At 80.2% G+C, this 440-nt stretch carries 1 pseudogene; it reads left to right on the plus strand.

Features of this window, described 5'->3' with window-relative positions:
- A pseudogene (locus BZY54_RS50785) lies at window positions 1-440 on the plus strand (serine/threonine protein kinase); the annotation flags it as partial.

Genomic DNA, 440 nt, shown 5'->3' on the forward strand with positions numbered 1-440 from the left:
GGCGCTCGGCGCGCTGCTGTACAGCATGGTCGAGGGGCGCCCGCCGTTCCGCGACCGGGGCCGGCCCGAGGCCACGCTCAAGGGCGTGGACCGGCTGCCGCTGCGCACCCCGCTGCGGGCCGGACCGCTCACCCGCGCCGTGCAGGGGCTGCTGCGCAAGGACTCCCGGGAACGGCTGACCCGCCCCGTGGTCCACGACGCGCTCACCCGGGTCCTGAACGAGGACCCCGCCACGGTCGCGCGGGAGGTTGCCCGGCCCCGGCTGCGCGGTGCGTACGCGGCGGCGGCCTGGCGGGCGGGCCGTGCCTGGGGCAGACGGGCCGTGGTCACCGGCACCGCCCTCGCCGTCGTCACCGTCGCCGTCGCCGTGCTGGCCGCCACCCACCACCTTCCCGGCACCGGCGGCGCGGGCTCCACGGCCGCCTCCGGCCCCTCCGGGC

It is taken from the genome of Streptomyces carpinensis (assembly GCF_002154505.1).
GTDB classification, from domain to species: Bacteria; Actinomycetota; Actinomycetes; order Streptomycetales; family Streptomycetaceae; genus Streptomyces; species Streptomyces carpinensis.